We start from the raw sequence: 20,824 nt of genomic DNA, 5'->3' as shown, positions 1-20,824 counted from the left end.
GGTTCGAGAAATGACCGTTGACCAGGCAGACGACGTCGCGGCCCACGCCGCCAGAGGCGGCCGCGGACCGCGGCACGCCGTGCACGCGCCCTGGCCGGACGCTCCGCCGCCGCCCGCGCGACCGAACACTCCCGCGAGCGCCCCGGTGGCCGCGGCCGGCCTGGCCGGGCTGTGGCCCGCCGCGTACGCCGGCACGCCGCGCACCGCGCGCCGCGTGCTGCCCGCGGAGATCACCGCGCCCCGCACGGCGCGCGAGTTCACCCAGGCCACGCTGCGCGAGTGGGGCCTCGGCGAGGGCGCCGAGGACGTGGTCGTCGCCGTCTCCGAACTGGTGACCAACGCGCTGCGGCACGGCCTGGAGGGGCTCCCTCAGCCGCTGCCGCTGTGCCCGATCCAGGTCGTCCTCGTGGGGCACCCGCGGCGGCTCGTCGTCACGGTGACCGACCCGGGGGCGCGCGCGCCCGAGGCTCTGCCCGCCGACCCCGACCGCTTCGTCGAAGGCGGCCGGGGCCTGCTCGTCGTGAGCGGCGTCAGCGACGCGTGGGGCTGGGCGCGGCTGTCCACCGGGGGGAAGGCCGTGTGGGCCTCCTTCGACCTGCGGGTCAGCCCTCCGCGGCGCTGACCGGCGAGGGCACCGACCGGACCGGGCGCTCCAGCTCGCTGAGGAAGTCCTGCGCCCAGCGGTCCACGTCGTGCTCGATGACCCGCCGGCGCATCGATCGCATCCGCCGGGCCTGCTCGGCGGGCTCGGCGTTCAGGGCGGCCAGAAGCGTGCCCTTCAACCCGTCGATGTCGTAGGGATTGACCTGGAAGGCGCCCCGCTTCAACTCCGCGGCGGCGCCGGCGAACTCGCTGAGAACCAGCGAGCCGCGCAGGTCGCGGCGGCAGGCCACGTACTCCTTGGCCACCAGGTTCATCCCGTCGCGCAGCGGCGTGACGACCATCACGTCCGCCGCCAGGTAGAGCGCGGTCAGCTCGGCGCGGTCATACGAGCTGTGCAGATAGTGAATGACCGGAAAGCCGATTTCGCCGTATTCGCCGTTGATCCGGCCGACCTGCTGCTCGATCTCCTCGCGCAGCAGCTGGTACTGCTCCACGCGTTCCCGGCTCGGCGTCGCGATCTGCACGAACACCGCCTGGCCCGGCTTGAGGTGGCCGTCGCCGAACAGCTCCCCGAACGCCTGCAGCCGCTGGGTGATGCCCTTGGTGTAGTCGAGCCGGTCGACGCCGAGCAGCACCGTCGCGTCCCCGAGGTCGCCGCGGATCTCCTGCGCGCGCTCGACCACGTCGGGGCGCCCGACCAGCTCGTTCAGCTCGCCGACGTCCACCGAGATGGGGAACGCGCGGGCGCGCACGACCCGGTCGTCCCAGAACACGTCCTGCTTGGAGTAGCGGGTGTCCAGCAGACGCCGGCACAGCCGCACGAAGTTCGCCGCCGCGCCGGGCAGCTGGAAGCCGACCAGGTCCGCGCCGAGCAGCCCTTCGAGGATCTGCCGCCGCCACGGCAGCTGCCAGAACAGCTCGACCGGCGGGAACGGGATGTGCAGGAAGAAGCCGATGCGCAGGTCGGGGCGGAGCGCGCGCAGCATCGCCGGGACGAGCTGGAGCTGGTAGTCCTGCACCCAGACGATCGCGCCGTCGGCCGCGACCTTCGCCGCCGCCTCCGCGAACCGCCGGTTCACGCGCACATAGGCGTCCCACATGGCGCGGTCGTAGACCGGCGGGGCGATCACGTCGTGATAGAGCGGCCACAGCGTGGCATTGGAGAAGCCCTCGTAATAGAGCGCGACCTCCTCGGCGGACTGCGCGATCGGGTGGAGTGACATGCCGTCCTCTTCGAACGGCTCCAGCTCCTCGCCGGGCGCGCCCGTCCAGCCGATCCACGTGCCGTTCCTGCGCCGCATCACCGGGGCGATGGCGCTGACGAGCCCGCCGGGGCTGCGCCGCCATGCCGGAACCCCGTCCGGCCCGACGTTCCGGTCCACCGGAAGCCGATTGGCCACCACAACGAACTCACTACCGCGCGACACCAGCGACCCGCCTCTCCAGGAACTCTCGGTCATCACCATGCCCAGAAACGGTCATCGGGAACATTGTGTCAGTTCGACGTAAAGACCCGATGACAGCAAACCGGGATGTCAGGGAGGCGGGGCGCCCACGGCCCGGATTTGGAGCGGACCATATCCCTTTCCGGGCTGGTGACGGTTGTTTACCCGAATGTCACCTTCCCTGTGCGGCGGCCAGAAAAAGTTGTGTAGATCACACTGACGCGACCGGGGTCGGCGCGGCCCGCAGGCGCAGGTGCCCGCCCGGCGCCTGCGGACCCGCCTGGTAACGGCCCTCCGGAGCACTCTCCAGGGCGGCGAGCTGAGCCGACACCACGCGCATGGCGTTGGCCTGGGCGCGCGCGGGGTCCGGGTCGCGTCCGTACGCGCCGATGCGGGTCGGTTCGTGGAGCACCCGGAGCATGGTCTGGGCGTTCGGCTCCCGGGTGCAGTACAGGTCGATGCGGACGTCCCCGGGGTCGACGGGCGCGGGCTCGGCGTCGGGCAAGACGGTGACGCGCACAGGGCCGGCACCCGGGCCGTCGGCGGTGCGCGCCGGCCCGTTGCCGGCCTTCAGGATCGACCACGGACCGGGCCCCTCCTCCCCCGCCGTGACCTCCAGCATCGCCCAGTGCGGCGGCGGGTCGTTGTAGAGGTGCTCGGCGCGCCAGCCACGGTCGCGCGCGTCCTCCCGGTAGGCGTCCACGACGGCCTGGACGTGGTCGTGGCCGCCGTCCTCCGCGTCGATCAGCACGATCGCGTCGTACGGGTCGAAGGGATCGCGGGCGGCGACGGCGGCGGCCAGGTCCGCGCGCAGGGAAACCGACTCCCGCTCGATCCGGTCGGCCTCGGCGCGCCAGGCGGGATCGGCGGCGAGACCGCGTGCGTCCCGCAGATCGTCCAGGAGGGCCCGGAGGCGCAGCGCGTCCTCGTTCAACGGCCGCAGTGCCGCCGCGCAACGTCGCAGCCTGCGCGCGCGCCGGAAGTCTCGATGGACGTGGGGGTCGGCCAGCCGCGCCTCCAGACCGGCGTATTCGGCCGTCACCGCCTCCCACGCGTCCATGGGGACATCCTGCAACGCGGCGGCCCCTGCGCGCGGGAATTCGCGCGCAGGGGCCGGGACGCGATGGATCAGACGCGCGCGGGTTCCCGTCCGGGGACTTCGCTGCCGCCGCGCCGGGTCAGCCGTCCCCACAGGACGGCGTCCAGCGAGAAGCGCCCGCCGCCCGCGAGGGCGAACAGCAGCGCGGCGGCGCCGAGCATGAGGACGTACTCGTAGCCGCCCTTCTCCGCGAACAGGCCGTGGTCCATGTGCACGAACCAGAACGCGCCGGCCATGTCCACGGCGATCAGCACGCCGGCGACGGGGAGCAGCGCGCCGAGGACCATCGCGACGCCCCCGGCCAGCTCGACCCAGGTGCCGTAGTAGGCCGACAGGCCGGGCATCGGGATGCCGAGCCCGTCGAACTCGGCGGCGACGGCGGCGTGGCCGGTGTCGTGCAGCTTCTGCCAGCCGTGCGCGATGAAGATCGCACCCAGGGCCAGCCGGCCGATCAGCAGTCCGGCGTCGGGCAGCAGGGGATGGCGTCGGGCGGGGAGCATGCCGGTCCTCCGGTGTCTCTCGGCGGGTGGTTCAAAGTTGAACTACCGTGACCGTAGCAGAGGTCGTTCAAATTCAGACCATCTAGAAACTTCAATCCGAATACAGGTCAACTAGAATCACGACATGACGGACGCGGGGGACGCTCTCGAACCGGCGGAGCTGCGCGCCTGGACGGCCTTCCTGGCCGCCGGCCACCTGCTCGACCACGAGGTCGAACGCCAGCTCAAGCGGGACGGCGGGCTGTCGCACGCCGAGTTCGAGGTGCTGGTGCGGCTGCGCGCGGCGGACGGCGGCCGGCTGCGCATGTCCGACCTCGCGCGCGAGGTGATGATCTCCAAGAGCCGGCTCACCTACCAGATCGGCCGCCTCGAGGAGGCGGGCCTGGTGAAACGCACCGGCTGCGAGTCCGACCGGCGCTCGGTGTGGGCGGAGCTCACCGCGGACGGCGCCGCGGCCCTCGACCGCGTCCGCCCCGGCCACCGCAGGGTGGTCCGGGAGGCCCTCATCGACGTCCTCACCGCCGAGGAGATCGAACTGCTCGGGGACGCCCTCACCCGCGTCGGCGACCGCCTCCGCGCCCGCTGAGCGGCCGGGGGTTCCCAGGCCGGGGCCGTGCTGGGACGCTCGGTCCCATGCGGGACTTCGGCGGGATCGTGGAGCGGGCGCCGGCCCGCGTGGTGCGGCCGACCGGCGCGGACGAGGTCGTCGAGGCGCTGCGCGAGGCGCGGGCGCGGCGGCTGGAGGCGGTCCCCCGCGGGTGCGGGCACTCGACGTTCGGCCAGTCGCTCACCGGCGGCATCTGCCTCGACATGCGCGGCCTCGCCGGCGTCGAGGACGTCGCCGCCGGGCGCGCGGTCGCCGGCGCCGGGACGACGTGGCGCGAGGTGCTGGCGGCGACGCTGCCGCACGGGCTCGCGCCGCCCGTCCTGACCGACTTCCTCGACGTGACCGTCGGCGGGACGCTCTCGGCGGGCGGCGTCGGCGGCGCCTCGCACCGGTACGGGACGCAGGCCGACCACGTCCTCGGCCTCGACGTCGTGACCGGCGGGGGCACCGTCCCGTGCTCACCGGTCGCGTGCTCACCGCGCGTCCGGCCGGACCTGTTCGACCGGGTCCGTGGCGGGCTCGGCCGGCACGGCGTGATCACGAGCGCGGCGCTGCGCCTCGTCCCGGCACCGGAACGGGTGCTGACCTGCACGATCCCCTGCCGGGACGCGGCCGGGCTGCTGCGCGTCCAGGGCGAGGTCGCGGCCGACGACATCGCGGGGCAGGCCAAACCGTCTCCGGACGGGTGGCGGTACGAGGTCAAGGCCACCCTCTACGGGGACGGGCCGGTCCCGCCGGGGACGACCGAGACCGAGGAGCTGCCCTTCCTCGCGTTCGCGGACCGCATGCGCCCCGACGTCGAGGAGCTGGTCGCGCTCGGCGAGTGGGCGCGGCCGCACCCGTGGGTCATGGTGTTCCTGCCCCGGGACCGCGCCGCCGACGTCATCGAGGCCACGCTCAAGGAGATGGCGCCGCACGATCTCGGGCTCAGCGGCGTCGTCCTGATCAAGGCGCTGCGCGTCGGGCACGTGCCGATGCTCGCCGCGCCGCCGGAGCCGGTGCTGTTCAGCGTCCTGAAGACCGCCTCCCCCGGCTGCGCGCCCGTCCCGGAGATGCTCGCCGCCAACCGGGCGCTGCTCGACCGGGCCCGCGCGGCCGGCGGCACCGGCTACCGGATCGGCGCCGTTCCGGATCGATTCCGGCCCGGGCGATGAGTTCCGGGCGGACGCCAGGTCCACCCCCGATGTCGGTCGACACGACGCGGCGCGGCGGGCCGCGGGGGCCCCGCCGCACAGCCGCGCCCGAAATTCAGGCGACGACCGGATAGGCCGCCTGGAAGGCCAGGCGGCCGTCCGCGCCCGCGGCGAGCCGGTCGCAGACGTCGTCGAGCCCCATGAAGACCTCCCACCTCTCGGCGCCGGACGCGGCGGCCAGCACGTCCACGACGCGTTCCTCCAGGCCGGGAACCCGTTTGGCCTTCCAGACCTTGTCGGCGAGGCTGACGAGCAGGTCGTCGGTGCCGATGCCGGGGGCGTCCCAGGACGCGTGGGTCCGGGCGAAGCGCGCCAGCCGCTCCTCGACACCGCGTTCGCGGAGCAGCGCGTGCCCCGCCTCCTCGTGCCGCGACCCGGGCCCCGACAGCTCCTCCGGATGCAGGGCCTTGCCGATGTCGTGGGTCGCGGCGCCGAACAGGACGGCCTCCGCGTCCACGGCGAGCGCCGGGTACCGGCCGGCCGTCCAGGCGAGGAGCTCGGCGGCGACGTCGTGGACGGCGCGCAGATGCGCCGCCAGGCGGGGCGGCGTGTCCAGGTCCTCCAGCAGCCGCGCGGCCTCGGCGGGCAGGGGGCGCGGGCCGGGGTCGGTGAGGGCGCGCCGCAGGGCGTCGGACGGCATGGCTACTGGGCGAGGGCGATGACCTCGGCGCCGGGCAGCCCGGCGAGGGCCTTGCCGGGCAGCAGGATCTTGGACTTGCGGAGCCCGCTGCCGATGACGACCCGGGGCGCGGCGGCGACCGCCTCGTCCACCAGGACCGGCCAGCCCGTGGGCAGGCCGACCGGCGTGATGCCGCCGTACTCCATGCCCGTGAGCGAGGTGGCCTGGTCCATCGGCGCGAACGAGACCTTGCGGGCGCCGAGGTGCTTGCGGACGACGCCGTTCACGTCGGCGCGGTCGGTGGCGAGCACCATGCACGCCGCGTACGTCACCTCGCCGCCGCGCTTGGCCGCGACCACGACGCAGTTGGCGCTGGCCTCCAAGGGCACGTCGTAGCGCTCGCAGAACGCCGCCGTGTCCGCCAGCTCCGGATCGATCGCGGCGGCCTCGGCGTCCGGGACGCCGCCGATCGCGGCCGCCACCGGGTCCGCCAGCAGGTCCGTCCGCCCGGCGGCCGGTTCCCAGTCGAGCGCGCCGACCATGGTCGTCTCCTCCCGTGTCACCGGCTCTCAGGAGCCGAGGTAGCGCAGTACCGCCAGCACGCGGCGGCTGTAGCCGGCGGCGTGCGACAGGTCCAGCTTGTCGAAGATCGCGTTGACGTGCTTCTCCACCGCGCTCTGCGAGACGTGCAGGTGCGCGGCGATCGAGGCGTTCGTGTGGCCCTGGGCCATGTGGTCGAGGACGTCGCGCTCGCGCGGGGTCAGCCGCGACAGCGGGTCGGCGTGCGTGCTGTGCGCCAGCAGCCGCCGCACCACCTCCGGATCGAACGCGGCCCCGCCGGCGCCGACGCGGTCCAGCGCGTCGAGGAACTCCTCCACCTGCGCCACCCGGTCCTTCAGCAGGTACCCGACGCCGGTGGTGTCCGCGGTGATCAGCTCGGTGGCGTAGCGCTTCTCGACGTACTGCGACAGGACGAGCACGCCGACGGCGGGCCAGCGGCGGCGGATCTCCAGCGCGGCCCGCAGGCCCTCGTCGGTGTGCGTCGGCGGCATCCGGACGTCCACGACGACCACGTCCGGCGGGCTGCCGGCGACCGCCGCGAGCAGCGCGTCGCCGTCGCCGACGGCCGCCGCGACCTCGTGGCCCTCCTCGGCGAGCAGCCGCACCAGGCCCTCGCGCAGCAGCGTGGAGTCCTCGGCCAGCATCACCCGCACGGCAGCTCCGCGGTGATCACGGTGGGGCCGCCGGGCGGGCTGTGCACGGCGAACGTCCCGTCCAGCGCGGCGACCCGGCGGGCCAGCCCGGCGAGCCCGCCGCCGGACGGGTCCGCGCCGCCGGTCCCGTCGTCCTCGATGCGCACGCCGATCATTGTCCCGGATCCCGCGACCTCCACGCGTACCCGTCCGGCGCCCGAGTGCTTGGCGGCGTTCGTGACGGCCTCGCAGACCACGAAGTACGCGGCGGTCTCGACCGCGTGCGGCGGGTGGCCCGGCACGTCGTAGCCGATCGTCACCGGGACCGCGGACCGCTCGGCGACCGATTCCAGCGCGGCCCGCAGCCCCTCGCCGTCGAGCGCCGCCGGGTAGACCCGCCAGGTGACCTCGCGGAGGTCCTCCAGCGCCCGCTGCGACTCCTCGTGCGCCTGTTTCAGCAGCTCGGCCGCCCGCTCGTGGGCGCCGGCGCGGCGGGCGCGGCCGATCAGCATGCCGAGCGCGACGAGCCGCTGCTGGACGCCGTCGTGCAGGTCGCGCTCGATGCGCCGGCGCTCGTCGTCCACGGCGTCGACGACCTCCGCGCGGGTGACGGAGAGCTGCGCGATCCGGCGCTCGTACTCGGCGAGGGGGCTCGGGCCGAGGCAGCGGCGCGCGACCGCCCGCTCCAGCGCCGCGACCCCGACCAGCCCCTGGACGGCCAGGAACAGCAGGACCAGCCCGACGGCGCCGGTGTACAGGACGATCCACCAGGACGGCGGGATGCCGTCGAGGTAGTCCCCGGTGATCCACCAGCTCGCCGCCAGTTCGGCGCCCAGGGCGGCGCCGTAGCCGATCAGGACGAGGATGGCCCCGCCGAGCAGCCCGACCGGCACCCGCAGGACGAGGTAGGCGAGGGCGCGCAGCGGCCCGTACTCGGCGGCGCCGGTCTCGCCGAGGAGCGCCAGCCGGCGGCGCTCCAGCTCGGTGAGGCGGCGCGCGCCGTCCGCGACGACGCCCGGCACGGCCCGCTGCCCGCGCGAGAACGCCAGCGCGTACGCCATGAGCAGCGCCGCGGCCGCGAGCAGGACCGTCTCCACGGCGGCGGTGGCCGCGCCGAGCAGCAGGCCGGCCCCGGCCCGCGCCGCCGCGCCGGCCATCGCGCGCGGGCCGGGGCGGCGTGCGGGCGGCGGGTCAGAGGATGCGGTCACGTTCGAGTTCTCGCTGGTGGTGCATTCGGGCGGGCGTGGCCTCGCGGGCGGGCGCGCCGCGGTGCCGTCCACCGCGGGCCTTCACGATACGCACCGCCAGGAAGGCCGCGACCGCGACGGCCACCACCGCGACCACCCCCTTGGAGTACACGCCGACGAGGTCCTGGACGGCCGTCCAGTTGTCGCCGAGCCAGTACCCGGCCAGCACGAACACCGTGTTCCACAGCAGGCTGCCGAGCGTCGTGTAGACCAGGAAGGCCGCCATCCGCATCCGCTCCAGCCCGGCCGGGACGGAGATCAGGCTGCGGAAGATCGGGATCATCCGGCCGAAGAACACCGCCTTGCCGCCGTGCCGGGCGAACCACGCCTCGGTGCGGTCCAGGTCGGCGAGCTTCACCAGCGGGAGCCGCGCGACCAGCGCGCGGATCCGGTCGCGGCCGATCAGCGCGCCGACGCCGTAGAGGGCCAGCGCGCCGGCCACCGAGCCCAGCGTCGTCCAGACCAGCGCCGCGACCAGGCTCATCCGGCCCTGCGCCGCGGTGAAGCCGGCGAGCGGCAGGATCACCTCGCTCGGCAGCGGCGGGAAGAGGTTCTCCAGCGCGATCGCCACCCCGGCGCCGGGCGCGCCGAGCCGTTCCATCAGGTGCGTCGCCCAGCCGGTGATCCCGCCGGACGGCTCGCCGCCGGCCACCGCGGACGCCAGCGCGTACGTCGTCTCGATCATGTCCTCGACGCTAGGAACCGGGCGTTCCCGCCGCCATGGAGCGCACCGCCGACCCGTCCGGGCGCGCACCGCAGCCGCGCCCTGCGGAAAACCGCACCCGGTGCCGGAACTTGCCCGGCAAAGCCGCGAAAACCCGTCCGGAGACGGCGGATCGGCCTACCCTTGGGCCATCTCGTTACGCCCCGCACGCGTCCGCTCCGGGGTCCGACAGAAGGAGCCGCACGCGTGGCCGACGAACTCCCGGAGAGCGCGCCTCCCGGCATCGACACCTCCACGCCGACGTTCGCACGGGTGTACGACTACTTCCTCGGCGGCAAGGACAACTTCGCCGCCGACCGCGAGGTGGCCGACATGGTGATGCAGCTCGTGCCGGAGGCGCCGGTCGTCGCGCAGGGGAACCGGGTCGCGATCGGGCGGGCGGTGGAGTACCTGGCGGGCGAGGCCGGGATCGACCAGTTCGTGGACATCGGGTCGGGGCTCCCGACCTCGTCCAACGTGCACCAGTTCGCCCGGTCGGCGAACCCGGACGCGCGCGTGGTGTACGTGGACAACGACCCGATCGTGCTGGCGCACGGCCGGGCGCTGCTGAGCGAGCGGGGCGTCGCCACGTTCATCCAGGGCGACCTGTACGAGCCGGAGAAGATCTTCGGCGACCCGGCGCTGACCGGGCTGATCGACCTCGACCGGCCGGTGGCGCTGATCCTCGCCGCGATCATCCACCACGTGCCGGACGAGCGGGACCCTGCCGCCGTCGTCGGGGCGCTGCACCCGTTCCTGCCGAAGGGCAGCCACGTCGTGCTGACGCACTTGCACGACGCCGGGGACGACCCGCGCGTCGAGGAGGCCAAGCGGATCCTGCAGTCGGGCCTCGGCGGGTCGTACTTCCGGCCCGCGGCCCAGATCGAGGGGTTCATGGACGGGCTGACGATCCTGGAGCCGGGCGTCGCGAACGTGACGGAGTGGCGCCCGAACGGGCCGAAGGGCCCGCTGGAGCACCCGCTGCACAGCCAGATGGTGGCGGTGATGGGACGCAAGGACTGATCATCCGCCGGGCCCGGTGATCGGCGGCGAAGGGAGGCCGGATTCAGCGGAGAGTGAAACCGGCGGCGCCGCCGCCGCGGGCTCCGCGACGCTCGGATGCCCCGATTCCCCAGGCCGCACGGGTTCCGGACGGTGCCCGGCCGGGGTTTCGGCCCCCCACCCGATCATGATCCAGGCGAAGATTCTTTTCTGATCGACTTTTCCGTTAAGAGCCTTTCTTGTACCGTTCGCAGGGTTTTGTGAAGTGAATTCATGATCGGACTTTCCCGCCACAAGATCATGTAAGGACGCCGCGATGCCCCTGGCGACTGGCCTGGCAGCGGCCGCGCTCCTCGGCCTGCTGACCCTGCTGGCCACCGCGCGGCGCGCCGGGCGCCGAGACCGCCCGCGCGACGAGCACCCCGAGTCGCTGACGGCCGTGCTCGCACCCGGAGAGGAGGAGTACCTGGCCTGGCTGGCCGACCACCACTGGCCCGGCGACGAGTACCTCGACCTCGAACACGAGTGGCGGGACGAGCTGGGCCTCCCCGACCCGGCCGAGCACTACGAGTCGCCGCTGTGCCCGCAGTGCGACCAGCGCTGCGAGGACGTCTGGCCGTGCCCGACCTGCGGGCGCCTGCTGCACTCCTCGTGCGGGCTCGGGATGCGGCGCCGCTGGGTCGACCGCCCGTACCGGGCGCACGGCCTGAACTCCGAGGCCGTCATCGCCGAGTGGATCTGCACCGGATGCCTGTCGGTCGTCGGGCTCGACGTCGACCACGGCGGCGAACCGGACGAGGGGCTTCTGCGCTGAACGCCCCGATGTGCCCCACCTTGTCCGGCGGCACACGCGACGAACGGTAAAGAATCCCCCATTGACTTGCATATTTCGGACGAACGGCGGCAGGCTTCCACTATGTCCTTAATCACAGGGACGCCCGTGGAGGAACCCGTGACCGATCAACGCGCACCGTCCTGCCCGCACCAGCCGCCGTGCCCGAGGCCCGACGCGCTGGACCGCGAGGCCGCGAGAACCGTCGCCGCCCACCCGGAGCAGGGCTGGAGCCTGCTCTGCAACGGCATCGTCGTCTTCGAGGACACCGGCGAACTGCTGCCCGACGGCCGTGTGATCGCCCCGCACCGTCCCACGACCGCCGCCTAGCGGCGCCGCGCGGCCCGCGGGGTCCCCGCGCCTCCTCCCCGCACCCCCCGCGAGGCCGCCGCCGCGCCGCCGCGCCGCCCGGGACCTGCCGGGCGCGGGCGCGGCCGGCGGCGTCGGGTTCGCCGCGCTGGCCTTCCTCGGCGCGACGATCGAGCCGGGCGCCGCGCTGATGCTGGACCTGCTCGACCTCACCGGCCGCGCGCGCGGCGCGCACCTGGTCGTGACCGGCGAGGGCACCCTCGACACCCGGTCGCTGCGCGGCACCGCGCCGATCGGCGTCGCGCGCGCCGCCGCCCGGGCCGGCGCACCGGTGATCGCGGTGGCCGGGCGCCGCGGGCTGACCGGCGAGCGGCTGCGCAAGGCGCGGATCCAGGCCGTGTACGCGCTGGACGACATCGAGCCGGACGCCGAGCGCCGCGTCCGCCGGGCCGGGCCGCTGCTGGAGCAGCTGACGGTCGCGATCGCCGACGAGTGGCTGCCGGAGCCGCGCCGCTGAGCGGCGGCCGCCGGACGCCGGCCGCGGAACGGAAACCGCCGGGCGGAAACCGCCGAACTACATTCGACAGTTTCCGGACGGAGGGCTGGACCGCCGTCTAGGATCATGGGCGGCGGCGGCATCAGAGAACTCCACAGCGGCACGAGGCGGGCGCACATGGCGGATGAGCAGCAGTACGACTGGGCATCACTCGGCATCGACGTGACGAAGCCGAGCATCGCGCGAACCTATGACGTCGTCCTGCGCGGCAAGGACAACTTCGAGGTCGACCGCGCGTTCGTGGACGAGATCGTCAAGATCGTCCCCGAGATCTACGACGTGGCCGCCTACAACCGGCAGATCCTCGGCCGCGGCGTGCGGTACCTGGCCGGCGAGGCGGGCCTGCGCCAGTTCCTCGACCTCGGCTCCGGGCTGCCGACCGTGCAGAACACCCACCAGGTCGCCCAGTCCGTCGCGCCGGAGTCCCGCGTCGTGTACGTCGACAACGACCCGATCGTGCTGGCGCACGGCCGGGCGCTGCTCGCCGAGAACGATCGCACGACCGTCGTCACGGCCGACGTCCGCGAGCCGGAGGAGATCCTCGCCAACGAGGAGGTGCGCCGGCTCCTCGACCTCGACCGCCCCGTCGGGGTGCTGCTCGTCGGCATCCTGCACCACCTGCACGACGACGAGAAGCCGCAGCGGGTCGTCGACACGCTGATGGACGCGGTGCCGTCCGGCAGCCACCTGTTCATCACGAGCTTCTGCGCGTCCAGCCAGGAGGCGGTCGACGCCGAGGTGCAGTACCAGGGGCTGCTCGGCACCGGCCGGTTCCGCACCCCCGAGGAGATCGAGCGCTGGTTCGCCGGCCTGGAGCTGCTGGAGCCGGGCGTGGTCCCGCTGCCGCTGTGGCGGCCGGACGGGCCCGTCCCGAACGAGCTGACCGTCGGGCACCGGCTCATGTACGGGGGCATCGCCCGCAAGCCCTGATCCAGGCCCGCGCCGACCTGCGGCGCTTTACACGTTGTCATCGAACGGGACGATGACTTTGCACCCTGCACATGGCACGGAGGGGTCCCCGCACCGCACCCTGTAGGCGTGCGCACCGGCGTACGCCCTGGTCAGCGTTGACGGAGGATCCCCCGTGAAGATCGGCGTCCCACAAGAGATCAAGAACCACGAGTACCGGGTGGCCATCACCCCTGCGGGCGTGCACGAGCTCACCCGGCACGGCCACGAGGTGTACGTCGAGCGCGGCGCCGGTCTCGGCTCGGCCATCCCCGACGAGGACTACACCGCCGCCGGGGCCAAGATCCTCGACGGCCCGGACGAGGTGTGGGCCGAGGGCGACCTGATCCTCAAGGTCAAGGAGCCGATCGCCGCCGAGTACCACCGGATGCGCGCCGGCCAGACCCTCTTCACCTACCTGCACCTCGCCGCGTCCCGCGAGTGCACCGACGCGCTGCTGTCCGCCGGCGTCACCGCGATCGCCTACGAGACCGTCCAGCTGCCGGACCGGTCGCTGCCGCTGCTCGCCCCGATGTCGGAGGTCGCCGGACGGCTCGCCCCGCAGGTCGGCGCGTACAACCTCATGGCGTCCAACGGCGGCCGCGGCGTGCTGCCGGGCGGCGTGCCCGGCGTCGCCCCCGCGAAGGTCGTCGTGATCGGCGGCGGCGTCTCCGGGCTCAACGCCGCGCAGATCGCCGTCGGGATGGGCGCCGACGTCACCGTCCTGGACCTGAACGTCGACCGGCTCCGCCACATCGACGCGATCTACCAGGGCCGGATGCGGACGCTGGTGTCCAACGCCTACCTGGTCGAGCAGGAGGCGCGCGCCGCCGACCTGGTGATCGGCGCCGTGCTGATCCCCGGCGCCAAGGCGCCGAAGCTGATCTCCAACGACCTCGTCGCCGCGATGAAGTCCGGCTCGGTGCTGGTCGACATCGCCATCGACCAGGGCGGCTGCTTCGAGGACTCCCGCCCCACCACGCACGACGCCCCCACCTACAAGGTGCACGGCTCCACGTTCTACTGCGTCGCGAACATGCCCGGCTCGGTGCCCAACACCTCGACGTACGCGCTCACCGGCGTCACCCTCCCCTACGTCCTGCAGCTCGCCGAGAAGGGCTGGCGCCGCGCGCTCCACGAGAACGCCGCCCTGGCCAAGGGCCTCAACACCCACGCCGGCGAACTCGTCTACGACCACGTCGCCGAGGCCCACGGCCTCCCGTACACCCCCCTCTCCTCGATCCTCGACTGACCGGTCCCCGCCGGTCCGTCCGTCGTCACGGGGTTCCCGGGAGCCGCCCCCAGGGCATTAGGGTGGGGCGCATGGGGGAGCTGATCTTGCTGAGGCACGGCGAGACCGAGTGGAGCCGGGACCGGCGCCACACCGGACGCACCGACCTGCCGCTGACGGCGCGCGGCGAGGAGCAGGCGCGGGCGCTCCCCCCGCTGCTGGCCCCGCGGCACATCGTCCGCGTGCTGGCCAGCCCGGCCGAGCGCGCCCGCCGCACCGCCGAGCTCGCGGGCCTGACGGTGGACGAGACGGACCCCGACCTGTGGGAGTGGGACTACGGCGGCTACGAGGGGATCACGACCGCCGAGATCCGTGAGGACCGGCCCGGCTGGTACCTCTGGAAGGACGGTGTGGTCCCGGGGGACGCGGAGCACCCCGGCGAGACCGTCGAGCAGGTCGGGAAGCGGACCGACGCGGTGCTCGCCCGGGTGCGGCCGCTGCTGGCGGAGGGCGACGTGGCGCTCGTGGCGCACGGGCACGTGCTGCGCGTGCTGACCGCCCGCTGGCTGGGGCTGGAGCCCGCGCTCGGACGGGCGTTCGCGCTCGCCACCGGGACGCTGTCGCTGCTCGGGACCGAGCACGGCCACCCCGTGATCACCTCGTGGAACGTCCCGGCCGATCCGACCGCATAAAATACCCCTTGGGGGATCTCCCCCGGCGGGGCGTCCCAGGGGCCCGCGCGGCCCCGGAGTGATTGCGAGGACGGAGATGGCGACCAGCGAGACCCCCACCCGCGGGTACACGGCCACCAAGGACCAGCTGCAGACCCGGCTGGCCCGGATCGAGGGGCAGGTCCGCGGCATCGACCGCATGGTGGCCGACGACCGCTACTGCATCGACATCCTCACCCAGATCAGCGCCGTCCAGGCGGCCCTGGACAAGGTCGCGCTCGGGCTGCTGGACGGGCACGTCCGGCACTGCGTGGCGGAGGGGACGCAGGAGGGCAAGGGCGAGGAGATGTCCACCGAGCTGATGGCGGCGGTCGGGCGGCTCATGCGCCGCGGCTGATGCCGCCGCAGAGCGGGTCGTCCTTCCCGGCCCGCTCCATCATCTCCACCAGCGTCCGCCAGCCGTGCAGGAAGTGCTCGCGCTCGGCGGGGCCGAGCGCCTCCAGCGTCATCCGCAGCGGCCGCAGGCGCCGCCAGGCGAACCGCTCGACGAGCGCGCGGCGCTCCTCGTGCAGGCTGACGATCATGCGGCGGCGGTCCCGCTCGTCCGGGCGCCGGTCGACGAAGCCGCCGCGCTGCAGCTCGCCGACGAGCTGGCTGACGGTGGCGGGGCTGAGCGCCATGTGCCGGGCGAGGACGCCGACCGGGACCGGGCCGTTCAGCACCAGGCCGATCAGCACGGGGACGTGCCGCGGGCCGAGGCCGGCCGCCTTCACCATCCCGATCAGCTCTTCGGCCTCCTCGTGCGCCCTGCGGCCCTTCATGCCGCGGAACATCCGGCCCATGATCTGGACCATCGCCTCCAGGTCGGCGTCCACGGCGGCGTCTCGGGTGCCCGTGCGGGCCGGCGCGCCGTCCGGCGCGCCCTCGGCCGTGGCGGACGGGCCTGATTTCCCGGACATACCTTGAATTTCAACACATTCCGTGTTGCAGTGTAAATACGTTGAACTTCAAGGCGTTTCAAGCTTTTCACAACGGGGACACGGGGCAACCGGAGCACACCTGAGGGGGCCGACCATGGCCGAGAGCCCGCCCACCGATCTCGCGCCGCCGGGCGCGTCCGCCGCGACCGAGCGCCTGGATCCGCAGGTCATCCTGCTCGGTCTGGTCATCGTGTCCGGGACCGTCATGGCGATCCTGGACACCACCATCGTCAACGTGGCCCTGCAGACGCTCGGCAAGGACTTCCACGCGAGCCTGTCCACGATCCAGTGGACGATCACCGGGTACACGCTGGCGCTCGGCACGGTGATCCCGATCACCGGCTGGGCGGTCGACCGGTTCGGCGGCCGCCGGGTGTGGATGCTGTCGATCGTGCTGTTCGTCGCCGGGTCGGTGCTGTCGGGCGCGTCCTGGAACATCCAGTCGCTCATCGTCTTCCGCGTCCTGCAGGGGCTCGGCGGCGGCATGCTGATGCCGACCGGCATGGCCATCCTCACGATGGCCGCCGGGCCGCGGCGGATGGGCCGCATCATGAGCATCGTGGGCGTGCCGATGCTGCTCGGCCCGGTGCTCGGCCCGGTGATCGGCGGCTGGCTGGTCGAGGACGTCGACTGGCGCTGGATCTTCTTCGTGAACCTGCCGGTCGGCGCGCTCGCCTTCGCCCTCGCCTGGTGGAAGGTGCCGCACGAGCAGGAGGGGCAGGGCGGGGGCGGCTCCTCGGCGCTGGACCTGCGCGGGCTGTTCCTGCTGCCGCCGGGGTTCGCGCTGCTGATCTACGGGCTGTCCACCGCCAACAGCAACGGCGGCTTCGGGAGCACCTCGACGATCGCGTGGCTGCTCGCCGGCGCCGTCCTGGTCGTGCTGTTCGTGCTGCACAGCCTGCAGCGGCGGGAGCGCTCGCTGATCGACGTGCGGCTGTTCGCCGACCGGACGTTCGCGACCGCGTCCGTCGCGGTGTTCCTCGTCGGCATCGCGCTGATGGGCTCGATGCTGCTGATCCCGCTGTACTACCAGACCGCCCGCGGCGAGGGCGCCCTCGCCGCCGGGCTGCTGCTGGCCCCGCAGGGCCTCGGCGCCGCCACCGCGATGCCGTTCTCCGGCGTCATCACCGACAAGCTCGGCGCCGGCCGCATCGTGCCGTTCGGCATCGTGCTGCTGGTGGTCGGGACCATCCCGTTCGCGCTGGTCGGCGCCGACACCTCGTACTGGTTCCTCGGCGCCGCCCTGTACGTCCGGGGCCTCGGCCTCGGCTGCACCATGATGCCGACGATGTCGGCCGCGCTGACCACGCTGGCCCGCTCGGCGGCGTCGCGGGCGAGCAGCACGCTGAACATCCTCGTCCAGCTCGGCGGCTCGGTCGGGGTGGCGCTGCTCGCCGTCATCCTGTCCCGCCAGATCAGCTCGCGGCTCCCGCAGGTGGGCGGCAAGGGAGGCGGCGCGGGGGTCGGCCAGATCCCCGACCAGATCCGCCAGCAGGTGGCGCCGAAGCTCGCGGACGCGTTCGGCACGACGTTCTGGGTCTCGATGGTCCTCACCGCGGTGCTGATCGTCCCGGCGTTCCTGCTGCCGAAGCACGGCACGCACGCCGGCGACGGGCCGGGCGCCCCTGCGGGCGACGCTCCCCCGCCGATGGCCTGACCCGCACCGCAGACCGCGGCCGCAGACCGGGCCGCAGACCGCGCCGGAAGGGTCAGGACGCCATGGTCCAGGTGGCCGGGTCCGCCTCGTGCTCGCGCGTGAGGCGCCTGGCCCGCCGGGCGTCCGGCGAGTACCGGAACCGCTCCGGGACGGCGTGGGTGGTCCGGTACAGGCCCTTGAGCGCCAGCGTCGCGGCGAGGTCGGACGTCGGCAGGCCCGGCAGCCCGTACATCCGGCGGGCCCAGCGCGGCAGCGTCGACACCACCAGCATCGCGACGCCCGGCGCGGCGAGCTTCAGCGGCATCAGGTGCTGCGGGACGGCCGGGCTGAACATCCGCTTCAGCCCCTCGCGGGCCTCGCGGCACGCGAAGATCCGCCGCCGCATCTCCTCGTAGTAGTCCTTCATCTCGGCGACCGAGCCGGGCACGTCCGCCGGGTCGAGGCCGACGACGGCGGCGGCGCGGCGCTGCTCGTCCACGAACGCGTCGGCGTCGGCGGAGGTCAGCGGCACGCCGGCGCGGCGCGCCACGTCCAGGTAGGAGTCGACCTCCCCCATGTGCACCCAGAGCAGGTTCTCGGGGTCGTCCACCGGGAACGTCTCGCCGGTGCGCAGGTCGAGGCCGGTGAGCTTGGAGTGCAGCTTGCGGACGCGGCGGCCCACCCGCTCGACCTCCGCGTGCGTCCCGTAGGTGCGCACCCGCACGAACTCGACCGTCCGGCCGAGCCGCGCCCAGGCCGCGTCGGGGTTCATCAGCTCGGAGTTCTGCGCCGTGCCCCACATCGTGCGGGGATGCAGGGCCTGCAGCAGCAGTGCCCGGATCCCGCCGACGATCAGCACCGGTTCGCCCATCACCTGCCAGGTCACCGAGCCCGGACCGAACAGGCCGTGGTCCTCGTCGTCCCCGGCGCCGCCCTCCCGGGCCCCGAACTCCTCGCGCACGTCGACCGCCTTCCTCTCCGCGGCCGAGGAAACCACGCCGGCCACGGTAAATGAAGACTTACCCGGCTATGGCGTGCGTCACACGGATCCGGGGCGGCCCGCGGCGTCCGGTCCCGCTCAGTCCTCGGGCTCGTCCACCGCCTCGTCGCGCTCGCCCGGCTCGGTCTGCTCGGCGACCCAGGCGAGGTAGTCCAGGCTCCCCGCCACCACCGGCGTCGCGATGATCTCCGGGGTGTCGTAGGAGTGCAGGTCGGTGATCAGGGTCGCGAGCTCGTCGAACCGGTCGGCGGTGGTCTTGAAGACCACCATCCACTCCTCGGCGGTCTCGATCTCGCCCTCCCACCAGTAGGTGCTCGCGATCGGGCCGACGAGCTGGGCGCACGCGGCGAGCCGTTCGGCGACCGCCGACCGGGCCAGCCCGGCCGCCTCGGACCGGGCGTCGGTGGTGGTCGTCACCTGCACGTAAGACTCCGCCATGACCCCACTATTTCCCGCTCGGGAGTCCCGCACGCCCCCGCGGCGTCACGGGCGGGCCGGGCGCACGACCAGGGCGCTGCCGCCGCCGCGCCGGACCGGCTCGGCGACCGCCTGGACGAGTCCGGGCGCCAGGAACTCCAGCCCGGTGGCCGCCCCGATCACGCCCGCAGGCGGGCCGGGGAACACCTCCAGCCGGTGCCCGCGCGCCGCGAGCGCCTTGCCGTACTTGTCGATGAACGCCTGCTCGGCGAAGACCTGCGGGGTGTTGCGCTGGGTGGCGCGCGGCGCCGCCAGCGCGGTGGGCAGGTCCATGCCGAGGTCGAGCCGGTCCACCAGGATCTGCAGCACGGTCGTGATGATCGTCGAGCCGCCGGGCGTGCCGAGCGCGAGCTTCGGCCGCCCGTCCTTGAGCACGATCGTCGGCGCGATGCTGCTGCGCGGCCGCTTGTGCGGGCCGGGCAGGTTCGGGTCGGGCAGGCCGCCCGGCGCGGACGGCGCGAACGAGAAGTCCGTCAGCTCGTTGTTCAGCAGGAACCCGCGGCCCGGGACGGTGAGGGCGCTGCCGCCGAACTGCTCGATCGTGACGGTGTAGGAGGCGACGTTCCCCCACTTGTCGGCGACGACGAGGTGGGTCGTCTGCGGTCCCTCGGCGGCCAGCACCCGCGTCTGGGTGCCGGACGGGACGCACGGCTGGTACTGCCCGTCCGGGCTGCCGGGCGGGACGGGCGCGGCGGCGGCCTGGTCCGGCTTGATCAGGCAGGCGCGCTCGCGGGCGAACCCCTGCGACAGCAGCTCGTCCAGCGGCACCTTCACCTTCGCGGGGTCGCCGACGTAGGCGCCGCGGTCGGCGTAGGCGAGCTTCGACGCCTCCAGGTAGTAGTGCAGCGCGGTAACGGGGTCGCGCGGGTCGAGCCGGAAGTTTCCGAGGATGTTGAGCGCCTCGCCGACCGTGGAGCCGCCGGACGACGACGGCGGTTCGCCGTACACGTCGTACCCGCGGTAGGACACGTGCGTGGGCTGCTTGGGCAGCGCCTTGTAGGCGGCGAGGTCGCTCGTCTTCAGGACGCCGGGGCGCACCACGCGGGTGGCCTTCGGGTCGACCGGCGGCTTGGTCACCGTCCGGACGATCTCCTTGCCCAGCTCGCCGCGGTACAGCCAGCCGATGCCGTGCTCGGCGAGCCGCCTGTAGGTGTTCGCGAGGTCCGGGTTCTTGAACACCGACCCCACCGCGGGGGGTTTCCCGCCGGGCAGGAACAGCTCGCGGGTCGGGACGATGTCGCGGAAGCGCGCCTCGTTCGTCGCGGTCTGGTCGTAGAACTCCTGGTCCACCACGAAGCCGTGCTCGGCCACCTTGATCGCGGGCTGCAGCAGCGCGCCCAGCCCGCGGGTGCCGAACCGGTGCAGCGCCAGGTCCCACTGGGCGAGGGTGCCGGGCACGCCGACGCTGAGCCCGCTGGTGACGGCGTCGTTGAAGGAGAGCGGCTTGCCGGTCTCCTGGTCGATGAAGTAGTCCTCCTTCATCGACGCCGGGCCGAACTCGCGGCCGTCCAGCGCGTACACCTTGCGGTCCTTGGCGCTGTAGTACGTCATGTAGCCGCCGCCGCCGATGGCCGAGACGTACGGCTCGGTGACGCCGAGGGTCGCGCCCGCCGCGACGGCGGCGTCCATCGCGTTGCCGCCCCGCTTGAGGATCTCCAGGGCGGCGCGGCTCGCGTCCGGGTCGACGGTGGAGACGGCGCCGCCGTAGCCGGTCGCGACGGGCTGCTTGGCCGGCGGGTCCTGCGCGGGCGGCGCGGCCGGCGCGGGCGGCGCGGCCGAGGCGGCCGCGGGGACGGCCAGCGCGGCGGCGAGGGCGAGGGCGGCGGCGAACGCCGTGCGGCGGACGGCTCGGGAGGGCGAGGGGCGCTGTGCTTGGCGGGACACCGAACCTCCTGTGGGACGCGGCGTCCCTACGGTGTCACCGATCTTCGCCGATCGCCACCGTCCGCACCGGCCGACCCCGGCCGCCGGGG

At 73.7% G+C, this 20,824-nt stretch carries 24 protein-coding genes; 12 read left to right on the top strand and 12 right to left on the bottom strand.

Annotated features, from left to right (window positions below):
* Positions 1-10 precede the first annotated feature (10 nt).
* Positions 11-622, top strand: a complete 612-nt coding sequence (locus amrb99_RS21455) for an ATP-binding protein (protein ID WP_190858694.1) — start codon at positions 11-13, stop codon at positions 620-622.
* Here the strand turns inward: amrb99_RS21455 and amrb99_RS21450 are convergent.
* From amrb99_RS21450 to amrb99_RS21440, 3 genes are all read right to left on the bottom strand, one after another.
* Entirely contained in the window at positions 603-2,030 is a 1,428-nt protein-coding gene (locus amrb99_RS21450) for a trehalose-6-phosphate synthase (protein ID WP_347256779.1), read from the bottom strand. The genes amrb99_RS21455 and amrb99_RS21450 overlap by 20 nt on opposite strands.
* 229 nt (positions 2,031-2,259) lie before the next feature.
* A complete protein-coding gene (locus amrb99_RS21445; RefSeq protein ID WP_190858690.1) occupies positions 2,260-3,108 on the bottom strand; it encodes a PCRF domain-containing protein in 849 nt (282 codons plus the stop codon).
* Positions 3,109-3,176: 68 nt separating this feature from the next.
* The gene (locus amrb99_RS21440) at positions 3,177-3,647 is read right to left on the bottom strand and encodes a DoxX family protein (protein ID WP_190858688.1); all 471 of its coding nucleotides are present in this window, start codon (positions 3,645-3,647) and stop codon (positions 3,177-3,179) included.
* Between the two features lie 124 nt (positions 3,648-3,771).
* Here amrb99_RS21440 and amrb99_RS21435 point away from each other — a divergent pair, with 124 nt between their 5' ends.
* Positions 3,772-4,233 carry a MarR family transcriptional regulator gene (locus amrb99_RS21435; protein ID WP_190858686.1) on the top strand — a complete coding sequence of 154 codons (462 nt, stop codon included), beginning with the start codon at positions 3,772-3,774 and terminating at the stop codon, positions 4,231-4,233.
* A gap of 47 nt (positions 4,234-4,280) precedes the next feature.
* A complete protein-coding gene (locus tag amrb99_RS21430) occupies positions 4,281-5,408 on the top strand; it encodes an FAD-binding protein (protein ID WP_190858683.1) in 1,128 nt (375 codons plus the stop codon).
* Between the two features lie 94 nt (positions 5,409-5,502).
* On the opposite strand, the gene amrb99_RS21425 is transcribed toward amrb99_RS21430, so the two are convergent.
* From amrb99_RS21425 to amrb99_RS21405, 5 genes are read right to left on the bottom strand one after another with little or no spacing between them, the layout of a single operon-like run.
* Positions 5,503-6,087 carry an HDIG domain-containing metalloprotein gene (locus amrb99_RS21425; protein ID WP_190858681.1) on the bottom strand — a complete coding sequence of 195 codons (585 nt, stop codon included), beginning with the start codon at positions 6,085-6,087 and terminating at the stop codon, positions 5,503-5,505.
* 2 nt (positions 6,088-6,089) lie between these two features.
* The gene (locus amrb99_RS21420) at positions 6,090-6,608 is read right to left on the bottom strand and encodes a YbaK/EbsC family protein (RefSeq protein WP_190858679.1); all 519 of its coding nucleotides are present in this window, start codon (positions 6,606-6,608) and stop codon (positions 6,090-6,092) included.
* Positions 6,609-6,635: 27 nt separating this feature from the next.
* A complete protein-coding gene (locus amrb99_RS21415; RefSeq protein WP_190858677.1) occupies positions 6,636-7,280 on the bottom strand; it encodes a response regulator in 645 nt (214 codons plus the stop codon).
* Positions 7,271-8,467, bottom strand: coding sequence for a histidine kinase (locus amrb99_RS21410; RefSeq protein ID WP_347256778.1), 1,197 nt, complete (start codon positions 8,465-8,467; stop codon positions 7,271-7,273). The genes amrb99_RS21415 and amrb99_RS21410 overlap by 10 nt, the downstream gene beginning before the upstream one ends.
* The gene (locus amrb99_RS21405; protein ID WP_241755764.1) at positions 8,451-9,191 is read right to left on the bottom strand and encodes a DedA family protein; all 741 of its coding nucleotides are present in this window, start codon (positions 9,189-9,191) and stop codon (positions 8,451-8,453) included. The genes amrb99_RS21410 and amrb99_RS21405 overlap by 17 nt, the downstream gene beginning before the upstream one ends.
* Positions 9,192-9,416: 225 nt before the next feature.
* Between amrb99_RS21405 and amrb99_RS21400 the strand changes: the two genes are divergently transcribed.
* The 8 genes from amrb99_RS21400 (at position 9,417) to amrb99_RS21365 (ending at position 15,155) form a co-directional block, all read left to right on the top strand.
* The gene (locus amrb99_RS21400; protein WP_190858675.1) at positions 9,417-10,232 is read left to right on the top strand and encodes an SAM-dependent methyltransferase; all 816 of its coding nucleotides are present in this window, start codon (positions 9,417-9,419) and stop codon (positions 10,230-10,232) included.
* Positions 10,233-10,527: 295 nt separating this feature from the next.
* Entirely contained in the window at positions 10,528-11,025 is a 498-nt protein-coding gene (locus amrb99_RS21395) for a hypothetical protein (RefSeq protein WP_190858673.1), read from the top strand.
* A 138-nt stretch (positions 11,026-11,163) separates the two neighbouring features.
* Complete coding sequence (locus tag amrb99_RS51300; protein ID WP_190858671.1) at positions 11,164-11,373, top strand: DUF5999 family protein; 210 nt, start codon at positions 11,164-11,166, stop codon at positions 11,371-11,373.
* Positions 11,374-11,458: 85 nt separating this feature from the next.
* Entirely contained in the window at positions 11,459-11,869 is a 411-nt protein-coding gene (locus amrb99_RS21385; RefSeq protein ID WP_190858881.1) for a glycerate kinase, read from the top strand.
* A gap of 156 nt (positions 11,870-12,025) precedes the next feature.
* Positions 12,026-12,838 carry an SAM-dependent methyltransferase gene (locus tag amrb99_RS21380; protein ID WP_190858669.1) on the top strand — a complete coding sequence of 271 codons (813 nt, stop codon included), beginning with the start codon at positions 12,026-12,028 and terminating at the stop codon, positions 12,836-12,838.
* A gap of 154 nt (positions 12,839-12,992) precedes the next feature.
* Positions 12,993-14,108, top strand: coding sequence for an alanine dehydrogenase (gene ald / locus amrb99_RS21375; protein WP_190858666.1), 1,116 nt, complete (start codon positions 12,993-12,995; stop codon positions 14,106-14,108).
* Between the two features lie 71 nt (positions 14,109-14,179).
* Entirely contained in the window at positions 14,180-14,779 is a 600-nt protein-coding gene (locus amrb99_RS21370; RefSeq protein ID WP_190858664.1) for a histidine phosphatase family protein, read from the top strand.
* A gap of 76 nt (positions 14,780-14,855) precedes the next feature.
* On the top strand, positions 14,856-15,155 hold the full coding sequence (locus tag amrb99_RS21365) for a metal-sensitive transcriptional regulator (RefSeq protein ID WP_151546637.1): 300 nt from the start codon (positions 14,856-14,858) through the stop codon (positions 15,153-15,155).
* Here the strand turns inward: amrb99_RS21365 and amrb99_RS21360 are convergent.
* Positions 15,139-15,717: a MarR family winged helix-turn-helix transcriptional regulator gene (locus tag amrb99_RS21360; RefSeq protein ID WP_241755763.1), complete on the bottom strand. Its 579-nt coding sequence runs from the start codon at positions 15,715-15,717 to the stop codon at positions 15,139-15,141. The two genes, amrb99_RS21365 and amrb99_RS21360, sit on opposite strands and share 17 nt — an antisense overlap.
* A gap of 115 nt (positions 15,718-15,832) precedes the next feature.
* Here amrb99_RS21360 and amrb99_RS21355 point away from each other — a divergent pair, with 115 nt between their 5' ends.
* On the top strand, positions 15,833-17,395 hold the full coding sequence (locus amrb99_RS21355; protein ID WP_190858662.1) for a DHA2 family efflux MFS transporter permease subunit: 1,563 nt from the start codon (positions 15,833-15,835) through the stop codon (positions 17,393-17,395).
* A 52-nt stretch (positions 17,396-17,447) separates the two neighbouring features.
* Here the strand turns inward: amrb99_RS21355 and amrb99_RS21350 are convergent, their stop codons facing one another.
* From amrb99_RS21350 to ggt, 3 genes are all read right to left on the bottom strand, one after another.
* Positions 17,448-18,371 (bottom strand): oxygenase MpaB family protein, encoded by a 924-nt coding sequence (locus tag amrb99_RS21350; protein ID WP_347256777.1) that lies wholly within the window; start codon positions 18,369-18,371, stop codon positions 17,448-17,450.
* An 81-nt stretch (positions 18,372-18,452) separates the two neighbouring features.
* A complete protein-coding gene (gene cutA / locus amrb99_RS21345) occupies positions 18,453-18,812 on the bottom strand; it encodes a divalent-cation tolerance protein CutA (protein WP_190858660.1) in 360 nt (119 codons plus the stop codon).
* Between the two features lie 45 nt (positions 18,813-18,857).
* Positions 18,858-20,735: a gamma-glutamyltransferase gene (ggt, locus tag amrb99_RS21340; RefSeq protein WP_347256776.1), complete on the bottom strand. Its 1,878-nt coding sequence runs from the start codon at positions 20,733-20,735 to the stop codon at positions 18,858-18,860.
* Between the last annotated feature and the right edge of the window lie 89 nt (positions 20,736-20,824).

The sequence above is a fragment of the Actinomadura sp. RB99 genome, assembly GCF_014706005.1.
GTDB lineage: Bacteria > Actinomycetota > Actinomycetes > Streptosporangiales > Streptosporangiaceae > Spirillospora.
The sequence above is the reverse complement of the archived record's forward strand: the minus strand, read 5'-3'. Positions and strand labels throughout refer to the sequence as shown.

Bases quoted from the DNA above. Each gene is read 5' to 3' on its own strand.
- amrb99_RS21455 (WP_190858694.1), top strand. From the start codon at position 11: ATGACCGTTGACCAGGCAGACGACGTCGCGGCCCACGCCGCCAGAGGC.
- amrb99_RS21445 (WP_190858690.1), bottom strand. From the start codon at position 3,108: ATGGACGCGTGGGAGGCGGTGACGGCCGAATACGCCGGTCTGGAGGCG.
- amrb99_RS21440 (WP_190858688.1), bottom strand. From the start codon at position 3,647: ATGCTCCCCGCCCGACGCCATCCCCTGCTGCCCGACGCCGGACTGCTG.
- amrb99_RS21435 (WP_190858686.1), top strand. From the start codon at position 3,772: ATGACGGACGCGGGGGACGCTCTCGAACCGGCGGAGCTGCGCGCCTGG.
- amrb99_RS21430 (WP_190858683.1), top strand. From the start codon at position 4,281: ATGCGGGACTTCGGCGGGATCGTGGAGCGGGCGCCGGCCCGCGTGGTG.
- amrb99_RS21425 (WP_190858681.1), bottom strand. From the start codon at position 6,087: ATGCCGTCCGACGCCCTGCGGCGCGCCCTCACCGACCCCGGCCCGCGC.
- amrb99_RS21420 (WP_190858679.1), bottom strand. From the start codon at position 6,608: ATGGTCGGCGCGCTCGACTGGGAACCGGCCGCCGGGCGGACGGACCTG.
- amrb99_RS21405 (WP_241755764.1), bottom strand. From the start codon at position 9,191: ATGATCGAGACGACGTACGCGCTGGCGTCCGCGGTGGCCGGCGGCGAG.
- amrb99_RS21395 (WP_190858673.1), top strand. From the start codon at position 10,528: ATGCCCCTGGCGACTGGCCTGGCAGCGGCCGCGCTCCTCGGCCTGCTG.
- amrb99_RS21380 (WP_190858669.1), top strand. From the start codon at position 12,026: ATGGCGGATGAGCAGCAGTACGACTGGGCATCACTCGGCATCGACGTG.
- amrb99_RS21370 (WP_190858664.1), top strand. From the start codon at position 14,180: ATGGGGGAGCTGATCTTGCTGAGGCACGGCGAGACCGAGTGGAGCCGG.
- amrb99_RS21365 (WP_151546637.1), top strand. From the start codon at position 14,856: ATGGCGACCAGCGAGACCCCCACCCGCGGGTACACGGCCACCAAGGAC.
- amrb99_RS21360 (WP_241755763.1), bottom strand. From the start codon at position 15,717: ATGTCCGGGAAATCAGGCCCGTCCGCCACGGCCGAGGGCGCGCCGGAC.
- amrb99_RS21355 (WP_190858662.1), top strand. From the start codon at position 15,833: ATGGCCGAGAGCCCGCCCACCGATCTCGCGCCGCCGGGCGCGTCCGCC.
- cutA (WP_190858660.1), bottom strand. From the start codon at position 18,812: ATGGCGGAGTCTTACGTGCAGGTGACGACCACCACCGACGCCCGGTCC.